The sequence below is a fragment of the Thermomonas mangrovi genome (assembly GCF_028201335.1).
Taxonomy (GTDB): Bacteria; Pseudomonadota; Gammaproteobacteria; order Xanthomonadales; family Xanthomonadaceae; genus Thermomonas; species Thermomonas mangrovi.
In genome coordinates, this window is record NZ_JAPEVV010000001.1 from 137,601 (window position 1) to 157,261 (window position 19,661).

Annotated in this window: 20 protein-coding genes and 1 tRNA gene; 14 read left to right on the forward strand and 7 right to left on the reverse strand. The window is 71.5% G+C overall.

Features of this window, described 5'->3' with window-relative positions:
• Nucleotides 1-73 precede the first annotated feature (73 nt).
• From ON759_RS00680 to ON759_RS00690, 3 genes are all read right to left on the reverse strand, one after another.
• Entirely contained in the window at nucleotides 74-1,471 is a 1,398-nt protein-coding gene (locus tag ON759_RS00680; protein WP_271678434.1) for a PhoH family protein, read from the reverse strand.
• 82 nt (nucleotides 1,472-1,553) lie between these two features.
• Entirely contained in the window at nucleotides 1,554-2,024 is a 471-nt protein-coding gene (locus ON759_RS00685; RefSeq protein ID WP_271678435.1) for a peroxiredoxin, read from the reverse strand.
• A 5-nt stretch (nucleotides 2,025-2,029) separates the two neighbouring features.
• A complete protein-coding gene (locus tag ON759_RS00690; protein WP_425608435.1) occupies nucleotides 2,030-2,650 on the reverse strand; it encodes a glycine cleavage system transcriptional repressor in 621 nt (206 codons plus the stop codon).
• Nucleotides 2,651-2,747: 97 nt separating this feature from the next.
• Here ON759_RS00690 and dapA point away from each other — a divergent pair, with 97 nt between their 5' ends.
• Nucleotides 2,748-3,650, forward strand: a complete 903-nt coding sequence (gene dapA, locus ON759_RS00695) for a 4-hydroxy-tetrahydrodipicolinate synthase (RefSeq protein WP_271678437.1) — start codon at nucleotides 2,748-2,750, stop codon at nucleotides 3,648-3,650.
• A 12-nt stretch (nucleotides 3,651-3,662) separates the two neighbouring features.
• The gene (locus ON759_RS00700; protein WP_271678438.1) at nucleotides 3,663-4,199 is read left to right on the forward strand and encodes a hypothetical protein; all 537 of its coding nucleotides are present in this window, start codon (nucleotides 3,663-3,665) and stop codon (nucleotides 4,197-4,199) included.
• Nucleotides 4,200-4,277: 78 nt separating this feature from the next.
• Here the strand turns inward: ON759_RS00700 and fdxA are convergent, their stop codons facing one another.
• Nucleotides 4,278-4,601, reverse strand: coding sequence for a ferredoxin FdxA (gene fdxA / locus ON759_RS00705; protein WP_271678439.1), 324 nt, complete (start codon nucleotides 4,599-4,601; stop codon nucleotides 4,278-4,280).
• A 483-nt stretch (nucleotides 4,602-5,084) separates the two neighbouring features.
• Nucleotides 5,085-5,160 (reverse strand) — tRNA-Glu (locus ON759_RS00710).
• Between the two features lie 131 nt (nucleotides 5,161-5,291).
• Here ON759_RS00710 and pcnB point away from each other — a divergent pair.
• The 6 genes from pcnB (at nucleotide 5,292) to pgi (ending at nucleotide 10,794) form a co-directional block, all read left to right on the forward strand.
• Nucleotides 5,292-6,656 carry a polynucleotide adenylyltransferase PcnB gene (pcnB, locus tag ON759_RS00715; protein ID WP_271678440.1) on the forward strand — a complete coding sequence of 455 codons (1,365 nt, stop codon included), beginning with the start codon at nucleotides 5,292-5,294 and terminating at the stop codon, nucleotides 6,654-6,656.
• On the forward strand, nucleotides 6,653-7,138 hold the full coding sequence (folK, locus tag ON759_RS00720) for a 2-amino-4-hydroxy-6-hydroxymethyldihydropteridine diphosphokinase (RefSeq protein WP_271678441.1): 486 nt from the start codon (nucleotides 6,653-6,655) through the stop codon (nucleotides 7,136-7,138). The genes pcnB and folK overlap by 4 nt, the downstream gene beginning before the upstream one ends.
• A gap of 24 nt (nucleotides 7,139-7,162) precedes the next feature.
• Complete coding sequence (gene panB / locus ON759_RS00725) at nucleotides 7,163-7,972, forward strand: 3-methyl-2-oxobutanoate hydroxymethyltransferase (RefSeq protein ID WP_271678442.1); 810 nt, start codon at nucleotides 7,163-7,165, stop codon at nucleotides 7,970-7,972.
• Nucleotides 7,969-8,820, forward strand: a complete 852-nt coding sequence (gene panC, locus ON759_RS00730) for a pantoate--beta-alanine ligase (protein ID WP_271678443.1) — start codon at nucleotides 7,969-7,971, stop codon at nucleotides 8,818-8,820. Before panB ends, panC begins: the two co-directional genes overlap by 4 nt.
• Before the next feature lie 91 nt (nucleotides 8,821-8,911).
• Entirely contained in the window at nucleotides 8,912-9,292 is a 381-nt protein-coding gene (gene panD, locus ON759_RS00735) for an aspartate 1-decarboxylase (protein ID WP_271678444.1), read from the forward strand.
• Nucleotides 9,289-10,794 carry a glucose-6-phosphate isomerase gene (gene pgi, locus ON759_RS00740; protein ID WP_271678445.1) on the forward strand — a complete coding sequence of 502 codons (1,506 nt, stop codon included), beginning with the start codon at nucleotides 9,289-9,291 and terminating at the stop codon, nucleotides 10,792-10,794. Before panD ends, pgi begins: the two co-directional genes overlap by 4 nt.
• A 78-nt stretch (nucleotides 10,795-10,872) precedes the next feature.
• Here pgi and queG read toward each other — a convergent pair whose 3' ends face one another.
• Nucleotides 10,873-11,988 carry a tRNA epoxyqueuosine(34) reductase QueG gene (queG, locus tag ON759_RS00745; protein ID WP_271678446.1) on the reverse strand — a complete coding sequence of 372 codons (1,116 nt, stop codon included), beginning with the start codon at nucleotides 11,986-11,988 and terminating at the stop codon, nucleotides 10,873-10,875.
• 35 nt (nucleotides 11,989-12,023) lie between these two features.
• Between queG and ON759_RS00750 the strand changes: the two genes are divergently transcribed.
• From ON759_RS00750 to ON759_RS00775, 6 genes are all read left to right on the forward strand, one after another.
• A complete protein-coding gene (locus ON759_RS00750) occupies nucleotides 12,024-13,505 on the forward strand; it encodes an NAD(P)H-hydrate dehydratase (RefSeq protein WP_271678447.1) in 1,482 nt (493 codons plus the stop codon).
• Nucleotides 13,506-13,522: 17 nt separating this feature from the next.
• Entirely contained in the window at nucleotides 13,523-13,978 is a 456-nt protein-coding gene (gene tsaE, locus ON759_RS00755) for a tRNA (adenosine(37)-N6)-threonylcarbamoyltransferase complex ATPase subunit type 1 TsaE (RefSeq protein ID WP_271678999.1), read from the forward strand.
• Between the two features lie 143 nt (nucleotides 13,979-14,121).
• Nucleotides 14,122-15,525, forward strand: coding sequence for an N-acetylmuramoyl-L-alanine amidase (locus ON759_RS00760; RefSeq protein WP_271679000.1), 1,404 nt, complete (start codon nucleotides 14,122-14,124; stop codon nucleotides 15,523-15,525).
• A 22-nt stretch (nucleotides 15,526-15,547) separates the two neighbouring features.
• Entirely contained in the window at nucleotides 15,548-17,323 is a 1,776-nt protein-coding gene (gene mutL, locus ON759_RS00765) for a DNA mismatch repair endonuclease MutL (protein WP_271678448.1), read from the forward strand.
• Nucleotides 17,320-18,273 (forward strand): DUF1684 domain-containing protein, encoded by a 954-nt coding sequence (locus ON759_RS00770; protein ID WP_271678449.1) that lies wholly within the window; start codon nucleotides 17,320-17,322, stop codon nucleotides 18,271-18,273. The genes mutL and ON759_RS00770 overlap by 4 nt, the downstream gene beginning before the upstream one ends.
• Nucleotides 18,270-19,217 (forward strand): TraB/GumN family protein, encoded by a 948-nt coding sequence (locus ON759_RS00775; RefSeq protein ID WP_271678450.1) that lies wholly within the window; start codon nucleotides 18,270-18,272, stop codon nucleotides 19,215-19,217. Before ON759_RS00770 ends, ON759_RS00775 begins: the two co-directional genes overlap by 4 nt.
• A gap of 4 nt (nucleotides 19,218-19,221) precedes the next feature.
• On the opposite strand, the gene rnfB is transcribed toward ON759_RS00775, so the two are convergent.
• Complete coding sequence (rnfB, locus tag ON759_RS00780; RefSeq protein WP_271678451.1) at nucleotides 19,222-19,647, reverse strand: Rnf electron transport complex subunit RnfB; 426 nt, start codon at nucleotides 19,645-19,647, stop codon at nucleotides 19,222-19,224.
• Nucleotides 19,648-19,661 lie beyond the last annotated feature (14 nt).

Sequence of the window (19,661 nt, forward strand, 5' to 3'; positions counted from 1 at the left end):
CGATTGCAGCACTCCAGCGATCGACAGGCAAGCCTAGTGCTTGCTTGTCGATATGTGGAACATCAAATACGGCTCACAGTACCTCGGATGCGTAGTCCGCCAGGCGGGAGCGCTCGCCGCGCCGCAGGGTGATGTGCGCGCTGTGCGCCCAGGACTTGAAGCGGTCCACCGCGTAGGTGAGGCCGGAGGTGGTCTCGGTGAGGTAGGGCGTGTCGATCTGCTCGACGTTGCCCAGGCAGACGATCTTGGTGCCGGGGCCGGCACGGGTGACCAGCGTCTTCATCTGCTTCGGGGTGAGGTTCTGCGCCTCGTCCAGGATCAGGTAGCGCGACAGGAAGGTGCGGCCGCGCATGAAGTTCATCGAGCGGATCTTGATCCGCGACGCGAGCAGGTCGTTGGTCGCCGCACGGCCCCAGGCGCCGCCGTCCTGGTTGTGGGTGAGCACCTCGAGGTTGTCGGTCAGCGCGCCCATCCACGGCGTCATCTTTTCCTCCTCGGTGCCGGGCAGGAAGCCGATGTCCTCGCCGACGCTCACCGTCGCGCGGGTCATGATGATCTCGCGGTAGCGCTGGGCGTCCATCGTCTGCGCCAGGCCGGCGGCCAGCGCCAGCAGGGTCTTGCCGGTGCCGGCGGTGCCGAGCAGGGTGACGAAGTCGATCTCCGGGTCCATCAGCGCGTTGAGCGCGAAGTTCTGCTCGCGGTTGCGCGCGGTGATCCCCCACACCGCGTGCTGGCTGTGGCGGAAGTCGTCGACGATCTGCAGCACCACGCGGTCGTCGCCGACGCGCGCGACCTTCATCTCCGCGTCCTCGTCGCCCGGCAGGAACACGAACTGGTTCGGGTACCAGTCGTCGTCCTCGCCGCGGCCGATCTCGTAATACGTGCGGCCCTTGTCGGTCCACGACTTCAGGTCCTTGCCGTGGCGCTGCCAGAAGTCCTCGGGCAGGGCGGTGGCGCCGGTGTAGAGCAGGCTGAAGTCGTCCAGCGCGCGGTCGTTCTCGTAGTCCTCGCTGACGATGCCGGCGATCGACGCCTTGATCCGCAGGTTGATGTCCTTGGACACGAACACCACCGGCGCGCCCGGGTCGGATTCCTTCAGCGCCAGGATCGCGCCGAGGATGTTGTTGTCCGGGATCACCGTGCCGAAGCGCTTGCCCGCATCGAAGTCGGCGGTCTGGAACAGCAGCCGGCCGGCGCTGGCCGCGCCGCGCAGCTGCAGGCCCTGCGGGCGCACCAGCGCGATGCCGCCATGGACGTCGCTGCTGCCGTGCGCCTCGATCAGCTCGTTGAGGAAGCGGCTGACCTGGCGCGCGTTGCGGCTGGCCTCGCTGGTGCCCTTCTTGCCGTTGTCGAGCTCCTCCATCACCTGCATCGGCAGGTACACATCGTGTTCCTCGAACTTGAACAGCGCGGTGGGGTCGTGCATCAGCACGTTGGTGTCGAGGACGTAGATGCGCTTGCTCCGGGTCATTCGGCTTTCCCTGTGGTCGGACAGCAGCGAGCCGCCACGGCCCGCGGGGCGGGGTGGCGGGATGGTCTTGGAACGGAGGGGGTCACTGGCCGGGTTCGGCCTTCAGTGCGTCGAGCACGGCCTGCGCATGGCCGGGGACCTTCACGGGCTGCCACTTGCGGCGGACCACGCCCGCGGGATCGACCAGGAAGGTGCTGCGCACGATGCCGAGGAATTCGCGGCCGTACAGCTTCTTCGGCTGGACCACGCCGAAGGCGTCGCAGACCGCGCCATCGGCATCGCTCACCAGCTCGAACTTGAAACCCTGCTTCGCGCAGAAGTTCTGGTGCGACTTCAGCGAGTCCCGGGAGACGCCCAGCACGGTCGCGCCGGCGCGCTTGAACTTCGGCAACAGGGCATTGAAGTCGAGGCCCTCGGTGGTGCAGCCGGGGGTCGAGTCCTTCGGGTAGAAGTACAGCACCAGCCACTGTCCCGCGTAGGCGCCGAGGCTGGCGGGTCGGCCGCCGGACAGGGCCAGCGGGAGGTCGGGAACGCGGTCGCCGGGTTCGAGCATCGTCCTCAGTATTTCATCGGATCCATGATGGCGTCGAGGTTCAGGTGGTCGCAGAACTCGAGGAAGTCGTCGCGCAGCGCGGCGATGTGCATGTCGGCCGGCACGCCGATGGTCAGTTGCGCCGAGAACATGTCGGCGCCGGTCTGCATCGCCCGGTAGCGCGAGCAGTGCAGGCTTTCGACGGTGATGTGCTGGGAATCGAAGAAGTCGGCCAGCTGGAACAGGATGCCGGGCTTGTCGGAGGCGATCACCTCGACCACGTAGGGCAGCAGGCTGGACTGCACGGGCTTCGGCCCGGTGCGGTACCACACCAGCTTCAGGCCTTCCTCGCGCTCGAGCTTGGTCAGCATGGTCTCGAGCTTGGCCACCGCGTCCCAGGAGCCGGTCGCCAGGGCGGTGACCGAGACGTCGCGGCCGACCGTGGCCAGGCGGGTGTCGACGAGGTTGCAGCCGGAATCGGCGATGCGCCGCGTCACCGCGAGCAGGGGCGACTGCGGATGCGTGCTGTACGCATTGATCAGCAGGTGGTTTTCGTTCGGCGCAGGCCGGGCAGCAGGATCGGTCAAGGCGGCGTCCGCACGGAGGAGTGGTGCGGGCCGGAGGGGCCCGCCACGGGGACTCAGGATACTTGTCGCTGGTTTCCGCCCGCAAGTAAGATCAAGGCCGTCCCGTGTTCCCCGTCCCCCGCCGCGACGCCCGTCGCGCTTCCCTGCGAGCCCGCCCTTGCACCTGTCCGGCAGCATCACCGCGCTGGCCACGCCGTTCACGGCGTCTGGCGCCCTCGACCTCGACGCCTGGGCGCGGCTGCTGGCCCGCCAACTCGATGCCGGCACCCATGCGGTGGTGGTGGCGGGGTCCACCGGCGAAGCTGCCGCGCTCGACGACCTCGAATACGACACCCTGCTCGCCGCCGCGGTGGCGCAGGTCGACGGACGCATCCCGGTGCTGGCCGGCACCGGCCTGTCGAATACCGCCAAGACGATCGCCGCCACCCGTCGCGCCGCCACGCTGGGCGCGGATGCCGCGCTTGTCGTCACGCCGCCGTACGTGCGGCCGACCCAGGCCGGCCTGCTGGCGCACTACCGCGCGGTGGCCGACGAGGGCGGGTTGCCGATCGTGCTGTACAACGTGCCCGGGCGCACCGGCTGCGACCTGTTGCCGGCGACCGCCGGCGAGCTGTCCTTGCACCCGCGGGTGCTCGGGATCAAGGAAGCGCGGGCGGAGCCGGAGCGCATGGACGCCTTGCTGGCGTTCCGGCGCCCCGGCTTCAGCGTGCTCAGCGGCGACGACCCGACCGCGGCGCGGGCGATGCTGGCCGGTGCCGACGGCGTGGTCTCGGTGGCCAGCAACGTGGTCCCGCGCGCCTTCGTCCGCCTGTGCGGGCTCGCCATGGCGGGCGAAGCCGGGGCCGCGGACGAGTTCGATGCCCGCCTGCACGCGCTCTACCATTTCCTCGGGGTCGAACCCAACCCGATCCCGGTGAAGGCCCTGCTGGCGCTGGACGGGATCGGCCACGGGCTGCGCCTGCCCCTGCTGCCGCTATCATCCACGCATGCCGCCGAGGCCGAGCGCCTGCACGCGGACATCGCCCAGCTCGAAGAACGTTGCCGCGCCATCGCGGCCTGACAGGAGAAACCGATGCACCGCACCCGCACCGCGTCCCATGCCCCGGCGCGCCTCGCCTTGGCCATCGCCGCCGTCGTCCTCGCGTCCGGGGTGTCCGGTTGCCACTGGTTCGGCAAGAAGGACGAGCTGTACACCCAGAGCGTCGAGTCGCGGCCGCTGGAGGTCCCGCCGGACCTCGACCGCCCGTCCGCGGACCGTGCCATGGCGCTGCCGTCGGCAGGCGGCAGCGCGACGGCCTCCGGCGTCGCCAGCGCGGCCGGCAGTCCGGGCGCCGCGGCGCCGATCGGCTTCAACGCCACCGGCGATCGCGACGCGCTGTTCGCCAAGGTCGGCCAGGTGCTGGCCGCCACCGAGGGCGTGACCATCGCCAGCAAGGCCGAGATCCTGGGGACCTACGACGTCAGCTACATGGGCGCGAATTTCCTGGTTCGGGTGACCAAGGTGGGCGAGGGCGCCTACATCTCCGCGGTCGATCCGCGCGGCCTGCCGCCGGTCGGCGAGCCGCCGGTGAAGCTGATCAACACGCTCAAGGCCGCGCTGGCGCCCTGAGCCCGGCACGCAGGTCGTGGAACTGGAAGGGCGCCGCAAGGCGCCCTTCTTCGCATCGCGAGGTCGTCGCGGCGCGGCTCAGCGCTCGAGCAACGGGAGCTTGCCGGTCTTGCCATCCCACTCGGCGGCATCCGGCAGCGGTTCCTTGCGGGTGTTGATCACCGGCCAGGCGCGGGAGAGCTCGGCATTCAGCGCGACGTAGCCTTCCTGGCCCGCCGGCACGTCCTCCTCCGGGTAGATCGCCTTGGCCGGGCATTCCGGTTCGCAGAGGGTGCAGTCGATGCATTCGTCCGGATCGATCACCAGGAAGTTCGGGCCCTCGTGGAAACAGTCGACCGGGCAGACTTCCACGCAGTCGGTGTACTTGCACTTGATGCAGTTCTCGGTGACGACGAAGGGCATGGCGGGTGGGGATCCGTTTCGCGGTGCGCATAGTCTAGCGCCGGCGCCCACTGCCCCGGCGAATCGAGAATCGATGGCGATGCCGCGCCGACGTCGTCGCGCAAAAAAGAAACCCGCGCTTTCGCGGGGGTTCCGCGGTTGGCGCTCCCTGTGGGATGGAGGCGGCACGTCCTGTGCCGCCCCCTTCGCTGCGCTCCGGGCAGCCTGCGGCTGTCCTGCGATGCGCCAGGCATCGCCGTCGAACCCTGCGGGTCCTTGTCAGTCCGGTCGCGCAAAAAAGAAACCCGCGCTTTCGCGCGGGTTCCGGAATTGGTGCTCCCTGTGGGATGGAGGCGGCACGTCCTATGCCGCCCCGTTCGCTGCGCTCCGGGCAGCCTGCGGCTGTCCTGCGATGCTCCAGGCATCGCAGTCGAACCCTGCGGGTCCTCATCCCTGCGGTCGCGCAAAAAAAAGAAACCCGCGCTTTCGCGCGGGTTCCGGAATTGGCGCTCCCTACGGGATTCGAACCCGTGTTTTAGCCTTGAGAGGGCCACGTCCTAGGCCTCTAGACGAAGGGAGCAGGGTGGTGCGCCGGTTGGACGACCGGCTCGGAGGCGACCGGGTCGCGCGCCGAGCTTGCTAGTATAGGCGGCTGCGTCGGCCACTGGCAACGCACCCGTCCCTTTCCAACCCGCGGCCCGCCCGCCCCGCATGACCCAGCCCGATCCGACGCCCGCCCTGCCCACGCCCGTCCTGCGCACGATCCCGCGCGAGGCGCACGGCATCTCCCGCCGGCAGATGAGCCAGAGCGCGCTGCGCGTGCTGTACCGGCTGCGCGAGGCCGGCTACGGCGCGTTCCTGGTCGGCGGCGCGGTGCGCGACCTGCTGGTCGGCGGCGCGCCCAAGGATTTCGACGTGGCCACCGACGCCACGCCCGAGCAGGTCAAGGCGCTGTTCCGCAATTGCCGCCTGATCGGCCGCCGCTTCCGGCTGGCGCACGTGGTCTACGGCCGCGAGATCATCGAGGTCGCCACTTTCCGCGCCGCCAGCGGCGACGACACCGAGGGCGATCGCGAGGTCCATGCCGACGGTCGCGTCCTGCGCGACAACGTGTACGGGACCATCGAGGAGGACGCGATCCGCCGCGACTTCACCGCGAACGCCCTGTACTACGCGATCGAGGACTTCTCGGTGCGCGACTACACCGGCGGCTTCGCCGACGTCGAGGCCCGGGTCCTGCGCCTGATCGGCGATCCCGAGGCGCGCTACCGCGAGGATCCGGTGCGCATGCTGCGCGCCGCCCGGTTGGCGGCCAAGCTCGATTTCAGCATCGACCCCGGCACCGCCGCGCCGATCCCGGGCCTGGCGCACCTGCTGGCCGAGGCCGCGCCGGCGCGGTTGTTCGAGGAAACCCTGAAGCTGTTCCTGTCCGGCCATGCGGTGGCGAGCTTCGAGCGCCTGGAAGCGCTCGGCCTGCTGCCCGCCCTGCTGCCGGAAACCGCGCAGGCGCTGGCCTCCAACAAGTCCGGCGCCTTGCGGCGGATGCTGGTGCAGGGCTTGCGCAATACCGACGCACGGGTGGCCGCGGACGACTCGGTGTCGCCGGCGTTCCTGTACGCGGTGCTGCTGTGGCCGGCCTATTGCCGCGCGCTGGCGCTGTTGCAGGCACAAGGCGTGCACGCGGTCGAGGCCCAGCGCCGCGCCGCCGATCGCGTCACCCTGCACCAGGTCGCGCGCACCGCGTTGCCGCGCCGGTTCTCGCTGCCGATGCAGGAGATCTGGCTGCTGCAGCCGCGCTTCGGCCAGCGCCAGCGCAAGCGCGTGTTCCGTTTGCTGGCGCATCCGCGCTTCCGCGCCGCGTTCGATTTCCTCGAGCTGCGCCTGGTCGCCTCCGAATCGCATGCCGAGGACGTCGCGTTCTGGCGCGAGGCGCAGGCGCATCCGGCGGCCGCCGTGGCCGCAGTGGACGCCGACGGGCACGCGGAGGGCGGCGACGCGGCCGATGCCGGCGATCCGTCCGCCCCGAAGAAGCGCCGCAAGCGGCGTCGCAAGCCGGCTGCCGACGCCCCGGCATGACCCGTGCCGCGATCGGGCTGGGGGGCAACCTCGGCGACGCCGCGACGACCCTGCGCCAGGCCATCGAGGCCCTCGGCGCACTGCCCGGCACGCGCCTGCTGCGCGCCTCGCGGCTCTATCGCACGCCGGCCTGGGGCATGACCGCGCAGCCCGATTTCATCAACGCGGTCGCCGTGGTCGAGACGACGCTCGAGCCGATGGCGTTGCTTGAACACTTGCTCGCGATCGAACGCCGCTTCGGCCGCGTGCGCGTCGACGGCGAACGCTGGGGACCGCGTACCCTCGACCTCGACCTGCTGCTGCATGGCGAGGCGCAGCTCGATGTGCCGGGCCTGCAGCTGCCGCATCCGCGCCTGCACGAACGCGCCTTCGCCCTGGTGCCGCTGGTCGAGGCGTGGCCGGATGCGGTGATCCCCGGCATCGGCGGCGCGCAGGCCTGCCTCGGCGCGATGGCGGGCGAGGGCATCGAGGCGTTACCTTAGCCGCCCCACGCACCGGAGCCCGCGATGAGTGCAGACCGCAAGCCCTGGACCGTGCCGATGCTCTCGGAGGCGCGCGAGGCGGGGCGCAAGCTGGTGATGCTCACCTGCTACGACGCCAGCTTCGCGCGCGTGCTCGACGACAACGGCGTCGACCTCATCCTGGTCGGGGATTCGCTGGGCATGGTGGTGCAGGGCCACGACTCGACCCTGCCGGTGCAGGTCGGCGACATCGCCTACCACGTCGCCGCGGTCGCGCGCGGCGCGCGGCGCGCGCTGAAGATCGCCGACCTCCCGTTCGGCGCCGACGCCACGCCGGAACAGGCGCATGCCGCGGCGGTGCGCTTCATCCAGGCCGGCGCGGCGATGGTCAAGCTGGAGGGCGCCGGCCACAAGCTGGAGATCATCCGCTACCTGGTCGATCGCGAGATCCCGGTGTGCGCGCACCTCGGGCTGACCCCGCAGTCTGTGCTGCGCTTCGGCGGCTTCAAGGTGCAGGGACGCGAGGAGGCCGCGGCCGCGCAGTTGCGCGCCGATGCCCGGGCCGTGGCCGTGGCGGGCGCGGGCTTGCTGGTGCTGGAGGGCGTGCCCGCCGCGCTCGCGGCCGCGCTCACCGCGGCCAGCCCGATCCCGACCATCGGCATCGGCGCCGGTGCCGGCTGCGACGGCCAGGTCCTGGTGCTGCACGACCTGCTCGGCATCGATACCGGCCATCGCAAGCCGCGCTTCGTGCGCGATTTCCTGGCCACCGGCGGCTCGATCGCCGGCGCGGTGCGCGCCTACGTCGATGCCGTCCGTGACGGCAGCTTCCCCGACGCCGGGCATAGCTACGCATGATCGCCATCCACCGGGAACTCGCGGCCCTGCGCGCGCAGGTGGGCGACTGGAAGCGCGCCGGCCTGCGCGTCGGCTTCGTGCCGACGATGGGCAACCTGCACGCCGGGCATCATTCGCTGGTCGCGCTCGCGCGCCGGCACGCCGACAGGGTGGTCGCCAGCGTATTCGTGAACCCGACCCAGTTCGGGCCCAACGAGGATTTCTCGCGCTATCCGCGCACCCCCGGGCAGGATGCCGAAGGCCTGCAGGCGGCTGGTTGCGACGCGCTGTGGCTGCCGTCGGTGGAGACGATGTATCCCTACGGCCCGGAGCGCTGCGTGCGCATGCACGTGCCCGGCGTCACCGACACCCTGGAGGGCGCGCACCGCCCGGGGCACTTCGATGGTGTGGCCACGGTGGTCGCGCGCCTGTTCAACCAGGTGCAGGCCGATGTCGCCGCGTTCGGACGCAAGGACTACCAGCAACTCGCGGTCATCCGCACCATGGTCCGCGACCTCGCGTTCCCGCTGGAGCTGCTCGCCGGCGACACCCTGCGCGAGGCCGACGGCCTGGCGATGAGCTCGCGCAACCAGTACCTCTCGCCGGAAGAGCGCGCCACCGCCCCGGTCATCCATCGCGTGCTGCTGGCGATGCGCGACGCCACCCGCGCCGGCACGCCGCGCGCACGGGTCGAGGCCGAGGCCGACGCCGCCTTGCGCGCGGCGGGTTTCGAGCCCGATTACGCAGCCGTGCGGGCGCCGGATTTCAGCCTGCCCGGCGATGGCGAAGCCGGCCCGCGGGTGGCGCTGGTGGCCGCGCGGCTGGGGCGGACGCGGCTGATCGACAACCTGGAATTCGACGCCGGCTGAACGGGATCCATGCGATGTTGCGGCGCGCCATGCGCTGCCTATACTGCGCGCTGCCGGGCGCCAGCCCGCATCGTTCCCCCGGAGCCAACCCATGCAGCTGACCTTGCTCAAGGCCAAGATCCACCGCGCCACCGTCACCCACGCCGAACTGCACTACGAAGGCTCGTGCGCGATCGACGGCCGCCTGCTGGACATCTCCGGCATCCGCGAATACGAGCGGATCGAGCTCTACAACGTGAACAACGGCGAGCGCTTCGCGACCTACGCGATCCGCGGCGAGGAAGGCAGCGGCGTGATCTCGGTGAACGGCGCCGCCGCGCACAAGGCGCAGGTCGGCGACCTCGTGATCATTTGCGCCTACGGCCAGTGCGATGAAGCCGAGGCGGCCAGGTTCAAGCCCACCCTGGTGTACGTCGATCGCGACAACGCGATGACCCACACCAACCGCTCGATGCCGAAGCAGGCCGCATGAGCGCGGCGCTGGCCGGACTCGATGCCCACGCCCGGCGGCTCGCCGGGGCCAGCCTGCCCGACCTGATCGACGACGACCCGCGGCGCGCGCGCGATTTCTCGCTGCGGGTCGGCCCGCTGTACGCCAATTTCGCGCGCCAGCGCTACGACCGGCTCGCGCTGGACGCGCTGTTCGCGCTGGCGGACGCGCGTGACCTCGCGGGCGCGATGCGGCGCCTGCTGGACGGCGACATCGTCAACCCCACCGAAGGCCGCGCCGCCCTGCACACCGCGCTGCGCGGCGATGCCTCGGATGCGCCAGCGGCGCGCGACGCGCGCCGGCAGGCGCTCGATGCGCAATGGCGGATGCGCGGGCTGGCCGATGCGCTGGCGGCGAGCGAGGTCACCGACATCGTCAGCATCGGCATCGGCGGCTCCGACCTCGGGCCGCGGCTGATCGTCGATGCGCTGGCCACCCGCGACGCGCGCTTCCGCCTGCACTTCATCTCCAACGTCGATGGCAACGCGGCCGAGCGCGTGCTCGCCGGGCTGGATCCCGCGCGCACCGCGGCCATCGTCATTTCCAAGACCTTCGGCACCCAGGAAACCCTGCTCAATGGCGGCATCGTCCGCGCGTGGCTGGGCGACGACAGCCGCCTGTACGCGGTCAGCAGCCACCTCGAACGCGTCGCCGCGTTCGGCATCCCGCCGGAACGCACCCTGCCGATGTGGGACTGGGTCGGCGGTCGCTACTCGCTGTGGTCGGCGGTCGGCTTCCCGATCGCGCTGGCGCTGGGAATGCCGCGCTTCGAGGCGTTGCTGGAAGGCGCCGCGGCGATGGACCGACATGCGCGCGACGCCACCCCGCGCGACAACCTCGCGGTGTGGCACGCCCTCACCGCCGTGTGGAACCGCAACGGGCTGCACGCCGCCGCGCAGGCGGTGCTGCCCTACGACGAACGCCTGCGGCTGCTGCCGGCCTATCTGCAGCAGTTGGTGATGGAGAGCCTGGGCAAGTCGGTGGCGCTCGACGGCAGCCCGCTGGCGGCGCAGACCGTGCCGGTGTGGTGGGGCGGCGCCGGCACCGACACCCAGCACAGTTTCTTCCAGGCGCTGCACCAAGGCACGCAGGTGGTGCCCGCCGACTTCATCGGCGTGCTCCAGGCCGACCATGCGCATGCGGGCAACCACGCGGCGCTGCTCGCGAACCTGTTGGCGCAGACCGAGGCGCTGGCGAACGGCCAGGACGCCGAGGATCCGCATCGCCGCTATCCCGGCGACCGCCCGAGCACGCTGCTGTTGCTCGACCGCCTGGATGCGCATGCGCTGGGCATGCTGGTCGCCCTGTACGAGCACAGCGTGTACCTGCAGTCGGTGCTGTGGGGCATCAACGCCTTCGACCAGTTCGGCGTCGAACTCGGCAAGCAGGTCGCCAGCCGCCTGTTGCCCGCGTTGCACGGCGAGGGCGAAGCCGGCGACGTGGTGACCCGCGAACTGTTGCGGGAATTCAGTACGCGAGGCTGACCGGCAGGACGGACGGGCCCGGCTTGCGCCGGGACCATCGGCGGCATGGATGCCGCCGATGAGCCTGCATGGACGCATTCACGGCGTGTCCCGGAGTGAAGGGGGATCGTCCGGCCCTTCGACGACCACCCTGCGATCCTTCGTGTGTTGTTCGAGCGCCCATGCCACGTGCTCGCGCACGATGGGCGACGGATGCGCGCGCCGCGCGCGCAGGGCCTCGACGACCTCCGGCGTGGTCGGGGCATTGCCCAGCGCCACTGCGAGGTTGCGCAGCCAGCGTTCGTGCCCGCTGCGGCGGATCGCGGAGCCTTCGGTGCGGCGCAGGAACTCGTCTTCGTCCCAGGCGAACAATGCGACCAGCGTGGCCCGGTCGAGGTCGTTGCGCGCGCGGAAGTCGGCTTCGTCGGTGCGCCGCGCGAACTTGTTCCAGGGGCACGCCAGTTGGCAATCGTCGCAACCGAAGATGCGGTTGCCGACCAGCGGGCGCAGTTCTTCGTCGATGCTGCCCGCGTGCTCGATGGTCAGGTAGCTGATGCAGCGCCGCGCATCCACCCGGTAGGGCGCGACGATGGCGCCGGTCGGGCAGATGTCGATGCAGCGCGTGCAGGTCCCGCAATGCGCGCTGGCGGGCGGGTCGACCGGCAGCGGCAGGTCGACGAACAGTTCGCCGAGGAAGAACCAGCTGCCGCCATCGCGATCGATCAGGCAGCTGTGCTTGCCGATCCAGCCCAGCCCCGCGTTGCGCGCGAGTGCGCGTTCCAGCACCGGCGCCGAATCGACGAACACGCGGTGGCCGAACGGCCCGATGGTCGCCGCCACCGCATCCGCGAGGCGTTGCAGGCGGTGCCGCATCAGCTTGTGGTAATCGCGACCCAACGCATAGCGGGCCACGTACGCGCGTTCGCCGTCGTGCAGGTTGGCCCAGGCCGCCGCCTCGTCCTGGCCGTAGTCGAGGCCGACCGACACCACCCGCAGCGTGCCCGGTACCAGGGCCGCAGGCTGTTCGCGCAGTTCGCCATGGCGCGCCATCCAGTCCATCGTCCCGTGCTGGCCCTGCGCCAGCCAGTCGCGCAGGTGGGCCACATCGTCGCCGAGCTCGACGCCGGCGATGCCGACCCGCTGGAACCCGGCCTCGGTGGCGAGCGCGCGGATCCGCGCGGCCAGCGCGGCGGGGTCGGGAGGGGCGATCGGCATGCGTGCAGTATAGGTTCGCGTTCTAGAATCCCCGGATGCACAGCCCGCTCCCGCTGCACGACACCGCCACGCTGCGGCGCCTCGAAGCCCGCGGCATCGCAGCCTGCGATGGCGATGCCTTCGCCCTGATGGCGCGCGCCGGGCAGGCGGCCTGGCGCAGCGTGTTGCGGCACTGGCCGCGCGCGCATCGGCTGGTGGTGGCCTGCGGCCCGGGCAACAACGGCGGCGATGGCTACGTGCTCGCGCGGCATGCGCTGGAGGCCGGCCGCAGCGTGCGCGTGATCGTGCTATCGGAACCCGCGACCGACCTCGCCCGGCATGCGCGCGACGCATTCGTCGCGGCGGGCGGCGTCGTCGCACCGGGCAACACGGCCTTGGGCGACGCCGACCTCATCGTCGACGCGCTGTTCGGGATCGGCTTGTCGCGCGCGCCCGACGGGGCCGGCGCAGCGTTGGTCGAATCGATCAATGCGCATCCGGCGCCGGTCCTTGCCCTGGACGTGCCGAGCGGCGTCGATGCCGATCGCGGGCATGCGCCGGGCGTGGCGGTCGTCGCCGACCGCACCCTGCAGTTCATCGCGCGCCATCGCGGGCTACGCACCGGCGCGGCGCTCGACCACGCGGGCGAGCTTGAACTCGCCGGCCTCGACCTGCCGGAGGCCGTGTTCGACGGCATCGCGCCCGACGCGCTGGCCTGGCGCGCGGATGCCTTGCCCGCTTTCTTTCCGTTGCGCGCGCGCAACTCGCACAAGGGCCGCAACGGCCATGTGCTCTGCATCGGCGGCGATGCCGGCGGTGGCGGCGCGGTCCTGATGGCCGCAGAAGCCGCGCTACGCTGCGGTGCCGGGCTCGGCAGCGTGGCCACCCGCGGCGTGCATGTGCCGGGCGTGCTGGCGCGCCGCCCGGAAGTGATGGCGCATGCGGTGGAGGGCGTCGGCGACCTGCTGCCGACCCTGGCGCAGGCCGACGTGATCGCAATCGGGCCCGGCCTCGGGCGCGAGGCCTGGGGCCACGGCCTGCTGGCGGTCGTACTGGGCCAATCGACGCCGCGCGTGGTCGATGCGGATGCCCTGAACCTGCTCGCCGCCAACCAGTGGACCCTGGCCGAAGGCGACATCGCCACCCCGCATCCCGGCGAGGCCGCGCGCCTGCTCGGCGTCGATACCGCGACGGTCCAGCGCGACCGCTTCGCTGCCGTCGCCGCGTTGCAGGCGAGGCTCGGCTGCACCGTGGTGCTGAAAGGTGCGGGCACCCTCGTTGCGTCGGCAGGGGCACCGATCGCGGTGGTCTGCGCCGGCAATCCCGGCATGGCCACCGGCGGCATGGGCGACGTGCTGGCCGGCGCGATCGCGGCCCTGCGCGCGCAAGGCCTGCCGCCGCATGATGCCGCGGTTGCCGGTGCCTTGCTGCACGGCGCGGCGGGCGATGCCGCGGCCCGCGACGAGGGCGAGCGCGGCCTGTTGCCCTCCGACCTGTTGCCCTGGCTGCGCCGGCTGGCCAATCCGGTGCGGCGTTGAGCGGGGACGATGGCGTGCTGGCGACGCTGGCGCTGGCGGATGCCGCGGCGACCGAGGCGCTCGCGGCCCGGCTGGCCGCGCACTTGCCGATGCGTGCCGTCGTCCATCTCCACGGCGACCTCGGCGCGGGCAAGTCGACCTTCGCCCGCGCAATGCTGCGCGCGCTCGGCGTGGCCGGGACCATCCGCAGCCCGACCTACACCCTGGTCGAGCCGTACGCGTTGCCGGGCGGCGGCCGGGCCCTGCACCTGGACCTGTACCGGATCGGCGATCCCGGCGAGCTGGAATTCCTCGGGCTCGACGAGGATTCCGCGCGCTTGTGGCTGGTCGAGTGGCCCGAGCGCGGGGCCGGGGGGCTGCCGGCGCCGGACCTGCGGGTGCAGCTGGCGGTGGCGGGCGAGGGCAGGCTGGCGCGGATCGAGTCGGGCTCACCCGCCGGCGAGGGATGGATCGACGCTGCACACCTGGCCTGAGGCTTGCCGCACCTTGTTGCGGCCGGGCTGAGGAAAGTTCGGCAGGTTACGGATTATTAAGGGAAAACCTCTTGCATCATCGGCTGGCTGGTGCTTAACTCCCGGCCATGCGCGTCAAGGGGATCCGCGTCGAGCAGTTGCTGATGGCCGCCATGCTGGTGGCGGCGCTCTGCTGGAACCTTGCAAACGCCTCTGAAATCAAGCAGTTGCGTGTGGATGCCGGGGCCACCGGCACTCGTGCCGAAGTCCACCTGGACCGCCCCGGGGCCTACAAGGTCATCGAACTGCACAACCCCGAGCGGCTGGTCGTCGATTTCCCGGGCAGCCGCCTGGGGCGCAGCCTGGGCCTGCCGACGCCGACCGGTGCGATCCGCGCGGTCCGCACCGGACAGCCCGAAGCCGGCACGGTCCGCGTGGTGTTCGACCTTGCGACCTCGACCCGGCCGCTGCCGCCACGGATCGAGGATGGGGTCGGTGGTCCGCGCCTGGTGCTGGAATGGCCAGGCGATGGCGATGCCGCGACCGCCGCGCGCGAACCCGCGCCGCAGGCGACACCGGATCCGATCGCCGCGTTGGCGGCGCAGTCCTCCGCGCCCGCGCAAAGCGCCACCCCGGTCAACGCCGCGCCGCAGCCCACGCCCGCCAAGGTCGAGGCGGCGCCGGTGGCCCCCAAGCCGGCTGACGTGCCGTTGGGCAACACCTCCGCGCCGTCGGTGACCGACGTGCCGGTGCGGCCGGCACGGCCGCTGCCGTCCGGCACCCGCCCGCTGGTGATCGCCATCGATGCCGGCCATGGCGGCCAGGATCCGGGCGCGCACGGGCTGAACGGGACCCGCGAAAAGGACGTCACCCTCGCCATCGCACGAGAGCTGGCGCGGCAGGTCAATGCCACGCCCGGGATGAAGGCCTTCCTCACCCGCGAGTCCGACTACTACATCCCGCTCAACCAGCGCGCACGCAAGGCCAGCGCGAACAAGGCCGACATCTTCCTGTCGATCCACGCCGACGCCGCGGAAAACCGCAACGCGCGCGGCTCGTCGGTGTACGTGCTGTCCACCCGCGGCGCCTCCTCGCAACGCGCGCGCTGGCTGGCCGACAAGGAAAATGCTGCCGACGTGATCGGCGGCGGGCGCGTCCGCGTGGCCGACGACACCCTCGCCTCGGTGCTGCTGGACCTCACCCAGAGCGGCAACATGCGCGCGTCGGAGGACGCCGCCGGGCACGTGCTGGGCGGCCTCAAGCGGGTCGGCAACAACCACAAGCCGGATATCGAGCGCGCCAACTTCGCCGTGCTGCGCACGTCCGACAAGATGCCGGCGATGCTGGTCGAGACCGCCTTCATCTCCAATCCCGACGAAGAGAAGCGGCTCGCCGACCCGGGTTTCCAGCGCACCCTGGCCTCGGCCATCCTCGACGGCATCGACCGCTACTTCACCCGCCAGCCGCCGCCGGGCACGCTGTATGCCTTGCGTGCGCAGGCGGCGCAGGACGCCACCGCGGTTTCCAGTGTCCCGCAGGGCGCGTTCGGTGCGGGGGGAAGCCCCTGACGCGACCCGGTAGACTGGGCGGGTGACGATCCGCCAACTGCCCGACACCCTGATCAACCAGATTGCAGCCGGCGAGGTGGTCGAACGACCCGCGTCGGTGGTCAAGGAACTGGTCGAGAACGCGCTGGATGCCGGCGCGCGCCGCATCGACATCGATCTCGAGGAAGGCGGCGTCCGCCTGATCCGCATCCGCGACGATGGCGGCGGCATCGGGCCGGAGGAGCTGCCGCTGGCGGTGAGCCGGCACGCGACCAGCAAGATCGCCAGCATCGACGACCTCGAGGCGGTCGCCACGCTTGGTTTCCGTGGCGAGGCGCTGCCGTCGGTCGCCTCGGTGAGCCGCTTCCGGCTCGCCTCGCGCCCGCGCGACGCGGCGCATGGCGCGGAGCTGCGGATCGAGGGTGGCCGCCTCGGCGAAGTGGTGCCGCAGGCGCATCCGCACGGCACCACGGTGGAAGTGCGCGACCTGTTCTACAACGTGCCGGCGCGGCGCAAGTTCCTGCGCGCCGAGCGCACCGAGCTGTCGCACATCGAGGAGTGGCTGCGCTCGCTCGCCCTGGCGCGGCCGGACGTGGAGCTGCGGGTCACCCACAACGGCAAGCCGTCGCGGCGCTGGAAGGGCGAGGGCGACCTGCTCTCGGAGGTGCGCCTGCACGAGGCGCTGGGCGAGGAATTCGCGCGCAACGCGCTGCGCGTCGACCATGCCGGCGCGGGCCTGCGCCTGCATGGCTGGATCGCGCAGCCGGCCTACAACCGCGCCAGCACCGACCAGCAATACCTGTACGTCAACGGGCGCAGCGTGCGCGACCGCAACGTCGCTCATGCGGTGCGCCAGGCCTACAGCGACGTGCTGTTCCATGGCCGCCACCCGGCCTACGTGCTGTTCCTCGAACTCGACCCGCGCGGCGTCGACGTCAACGTGCACCCGGCCAAGCACGAGGTGCGCTTCCGCGAATCGCGCCTGGTCCACGATTTCGTCTACCGCAGCCTGCACGCTGCGCTCGCCGAGACCCGCGCGGGCGCCACCGCGGCACCGATGCCGTCGCTGGCCGCCGCCAACGAGGCGCGCTGGTCGATGCCGCCACCGCAGCAGCAGGCGATCGGCCTGCGGGTCGGCGACGCGCCCGCCGCGTATGCCGCGCTGTACGCCCCGCGCGACGGGGCGCTGCCGCCAACGGCACAGCCGGCGATGCCGCAGGACGCGCTAGGCGGGATGCCGCCCCTGGGGTACGCAGTCGCGCAACTGCACGGCGTCTACATCCTCGCCGAGAACGCCGACGGCCTGGTCGTGGTCGACATGCACGCCGCCCACGAACGCATCGGCTACGAGAAACTCAAGGCCGCGCACGATGGCGCCGGCTTGCGCACGCAGCCGCTGTTGGTCCCGGCCAGCCTCGCGGTGTCCGAGCGCGAAGCCGATGTCGCCGAACGCGAGGCGGGCACGCTGGCCCGGCTCGGCTTCGAGGTGCAGCGCAGCGGGCCGCAATCGCTGCTCTTGCGCAGCGTGCCCGCGCTGCTGGCGCACGGCGATGTCGAAGCGCTGTTGCGCGACGTGCTCGCCGACCTCCGCGAGCATGGCAGCACGCGCCGCGTCGACGACACCCGGGATGCGTTGCTGGCGACCATGGCCTGCCATGGCGCGGTCCGCGCCAACCGGCGGCTGACGCTGCCGGAAATGAACGCCCTGCTGCGCGAAATGGAAGCCACCGAGCGCTCCGGGCAATGCAACCACGGCCGTCCGACCTGGACGCGCTTTTCACTGGCGGAGATGGATCGATGGTTCCTGCGCGGACGATGAAGTGGATGGTGTCGATGGCCGCCTTGCTGGTGGCGGTCGCCGCGTGCGCTCGCGAGGCGCAGGTGCCGACAGCCCCGCCCGCGTCCTCCCAGCAGGAGGCGGCCAAGGCCTATGCGCGCGAGCAGTACTTGTGGCGCGCCAAGCGCATCATCGACCTCAACCGGCCGGATGGCTGGACCAGCCTGGTCGGACTGCACTGGCTCGATCCCGGCGTGCACCGCGTCGGCAGCGATCCCGACAACGGCATCCGCCTGGCGATGGGGCCGGCGCACCTCGGGGTGTTCACCGTGCGCGACGGCAAGGCGAGTTTCGTCGCCGACACCGAGGTGACCGTGGATGGACAGCCGAGCCGTGGCGGTGCGCTGCGCAGCGACACGTCGCCAGCGGGCGCCAGCGCGATCGGCTTCGATGGCGGCAACGGCCTGGCCACGGTGATCGAACGCGGCGGGCGCCTGGCCCTGCGGGTGAAGCATGCGGAAGCCGAAACCCGGCGCAATTTCGCCGGCCTCGACTACTGGCTCGGCGGCATGGCCTGGCAGGTGCCCGCGCGCTTCGTCGCGCACCCGCCCGGCAAGACCCTGCCGGTGCTCGACGTGCTCGGCAACACCCAGCAGATCGCCAATCCCGGCGTGCTCGAATTCGAACTCGGCGGCAAGCCGCTGCGACTGGAGGCGCTGGACGAGGGCGAGGGCACGCTGTTCATCGTGTTCGCCGACCGCACCAGCGGGCATGGCAGTTACCCGGCGGGCCGCTTCATCGATGCGCCGATGCCGGACAAGCAGGGGCGCGTGGTGATCGATTTCAACGAGGCCTACAACCCGCCGTGCGCGTTCACCCCGTTCGCCACCTGCCCGCTGGCGCCGCCGGAGAATCGCCTGGATGTCGCAGTCGAGGCTGGCGAGAAGACCTACGCGAAGCATGCGGATGCCGGCGCCGGAGCCGCGCCATGACCCGCCGTCGCAGGGCGTGGCTCGCCCTCGCGCTCGCGGGTTGCGTGGCGAGCGTCCAGGCCGCCCAGGTCGCGGCGACTACGCCCGTCGAGGCCAGGCGACCGCTGCTGTGGAAGGTGTCGGATGCCGACAACGCCGTGTACCTGCTCGGCTCGTTCCACCTGCTGAAGGACACCGACTACCCGCTGCCGGCGGAGATCGACCGCGCCTTCGAGGATGCGGAATCGGTGCTGTTCGAGATCGACCCGGCGGCGATGGTCGCCCCGGAGACCTTCGTGCGCATCCAGGCCTACATGGGCTACGGCGAGGACGCGCTGACCTTGAGTCAGGTGCTGCCGAAGCCGACGCGCGATCGCCTCGAGACCCTGGTGAAGGCCAGCGGCGGTTCGATGGAGGCGCTGGAGCACCAGGAGCCGTGGGCGGTGAGCATGGGGCTGGTGCTCGGGGTGAGCCAGGGGATGGGCTTTCGCGCCGACCTCGGCCTCGACCGCCACCTGATGGCGCGCGCGGCAGCGGCCGGCATGCCTGCCGGCGGGCTCGAGACCATCGACGCGCAGATGCAGGCGATGGATGCGGTGCCGCGCGAGGAGCAGGTCCGCAGCCTCGACGACTTCGTGCGCGATCCGCGGAAGGCGGTCAGGCAGCTGGACGACATGCATGCCTGGTGGCGGGCCGGCGACGTCGCCAAACTGGATGGCGAGATGCGCGCCGAGATGGCCGAGAAGACGTCGGCGTCGTACCGGCTGCTCGACGTGGAGCGCAACCAGGCCTGGCTGCCGCAGGTCGAGGCCCGGCTGGACGCGCCGGCAGGCCAGGACACCTTGGTGGTGGTCGGCAGCCTGCACCTGCTGGGCAGCGACGGCCTGGTCGAGCAATTGCGCGCGACCGGACGCTACACGGTCGAGCGGATCTGCGACGCCTGCGTCGAGGCGCCGGCGCCCTGAGCGCTCAGGCCGTCGCGGGTACGGCCACGATGCAGTCCACCGGGCATGCCGGCAGGCACAGGTCGCAGCCGGTGCACAGCGGCTCGACCACCACGTGCATGTGTTTGGCGGCGCCGATGATGGCGTCCACCGGGCAGGCCTGGATGCACTTGGTGCAGCCGATGCAGTCGGCCTCGACCACGCGCACCGCGTGCGGCGCGGCCTGGATGCCGCGGGCCCGGTCGTAGGGCCGCGGGGCGACGCCGAGCAGGGCGGCCAGGGCGCGTGCGCCCGCATCGCCGCCCGGGGGGCAGTGGTCGATGCCGGCCTCGCCGCGTGCCATCGCCTCCGCATACGGCCGGCAACCCGGGTAGCCGCATTGCCCGCACTGCGTCTGCGGCAGCAGCCGGTCGAGGCGTTCGATGATTCGATCGAGATCGGCGCTGGTCATGCGTGCGCTCGGCA

What these genes read in the sequence shown, in the direction of transcription:
- ON759_RS00680 (WP_271678434.1), bottom strand. Translation starts at nt 1,471, where the DNA reads ATGACCCGGAGCAAGCGCATCTACGTCCTCGACACCAACGTGCTGATG.
- ON759_RS00685 (WP_271678435.1), bottom strand. Translation starts at nt 2,024, where the DNA reads ATGCTCGAACCCGGCGACCGCGTTCCCGACCTCCCGCTGGCCCTGTCC.
- ON759_RS00700 (WP_271678438.1), top strand. Translation starts at nt 3,663, where the DNA reads ATGCACCGCACCCGCACCGCGTCCCATGCCCCGGCGCGCCTCGCCTTG.
- fdxA (WP_271678439.1), bottom strand. Translation starts at nt 4,601, where the DNA reads ATGCCCTTCGTCGTCACCGAGAACTGCATCAAGTGCAAGTACACCGAC.
- pcnB (WP_271678440.1), top strand. Translation starts at nt 5,292, where the DNA reads ATGACCCAGCCCGATCCGACGCCCGCCCTGCCCACGCCCGTCCTGCGC.
- folK (WP_271678441.1), top strand. Translation starts at nt 6,653, where the DNA reads ATGACCCGTGCCGCGATCGGGCTGGGGGGCAACCTCGGCGACGCCGCG.
- panB (WP_271678442.1), top strand. Translation starts at nt 7,163, where the DNA reads ATGAGTGCAGACCGCAAGCCCTGGACCGTGCCGATGCTCTCGGAGGCG.
- panC (WP_271678443.1), top strand. Translation starts at nt 7,969, where the DNA reads ATGATCGCCATCCACCGGGAACTCGCGGCCCTGCGCGCGCAGGTGGGC.
- panD (WP_271678444.1), top strand. Translation starts at nt 8,912, where the DNA reads ATGCAGCTGACCTTGCTCAAGGCCAAGATCCACCGCGCCACCGTCACC.
- pgi (WP_271678445.1), top strand. Translation starts at nt 9,289, where the DNA reads ATGAGCGCGGCGCTGGCCGGACTCGATGCCCACGCCCGGCGGCTCGCC.
- queG (WP_271678446.1), bottom strand. Translation starts at nt 11,988, where the DNA reads ATGCCGATCGCCCCTCCCGACCCCGCCGCGCTGGCCGCGCGGATCCGC.
- ON759_RS00750 (WP_271678447.1), top strand. Translation starts at nt 12,024, where the DNA reads ATGCACAGCCCGCTCCCGCTGCACGACACCGCCACGCTGCGGCGCCTC.
- ON759_RS00760 (WP_271679000.1), top strand. Translation starts at nt 14,122, where the DNA reads ATGGCCGCCATGCTGGTGGCGGCGCTCTGCTGGAACCTTGCAAACGCC.
- ON759_RS00770 (WP_271678449.1), top strand. Translation starts at nt 17,320, where the DNA reads ATGAAGTGGATGGTGTCGATGGCCGCCTTGCTGGTGGCGGTCGCCGCG.
- ON759_RS00775 (WP_271678450.1), top strand. Translation starts at nt 18,270, where the DNA reads ATGACCCGCCGTCGCAGGGCGTGGCTCGCCCTCGCGCTCGCGGGTTGC.
- rnfB (WP_271678451.1), bottom strand. Translation starts at nt 19,647, where the DNA reads ATGACCAGCGCCGATCTCGATCGAATCATCGAACGCCTCGACCGGCTG.